This is a genomic window from Anaerotignum faecicola (assembly GCA_024460105.1).
Taxonomy (GTDB): domain Bacteria; phylum Bacillota; class Clostridia; order Lachnospirales; family Anaerotignaceae; genus JANFXS01.
The window spans coordinates 1-473 of sequence record JANFXS010000226.1 but is presented as its reverse complement, the minus strand read 5'-3'; the positions used below and the strand labels follow the sequence as shown (position 1 = coordinate 473).

1 protein-coding gene is annotated in these 473 nt (G+C 48.0%); it reads left to right on the top strand.

Annotation, left to right across the window (positions count from 1 at the left end):
- Positions 1-78: 78 nt before the first annotated feature.
- The coding region (locus NE664_13670) for a DUF4173 domain-containing protein (GenBank protein MCQ4727681.1) at positions 79-473 on the top strand (395 nt) is incomplete at its 3' end.

Here is a 473-nt window from a genome sequence, read left to right as displayed (position 1 = left end):
ATGATTGTGGGTGTTTACGGTGTGCTGTTCTGGATGCTGAAACGGCTCTCCATCGAATGGAAGCGGGGCTCATGGTTTTTGGCATCTGCAGCGGTTTTGCTGGGAATTGCGGCCTGCAGGACTGCTGATTCCCTGCTTATTATGATGATTAAGACCGCAGAATTTCTGCTGGCGGTTATCTTTGTAATGCACCAGTTTTATGATGACAGGGAGTGGAGTATCGGAAAGTATTTGTCTTCAATGGCAGTCTACCTCTGCTGTGTGATTGCAGCCGCAGTCTATCCGTTTTTTCAGGGAAAAGAATTTTTCAGGAAGGCAAATTTAAAGAAGTATAAGACAGTTTCTAAGGTGGATCTGGGGCTGGCAGCGGCTCTGCCGATTCTGTTGGCAGCCGGAATGCTGCTGGGGCAGGCGGATGCGGTGTTTGGTGCTATTGTTGTTCATTGGCTGGAAAAGATTCTGAATGTATGGAC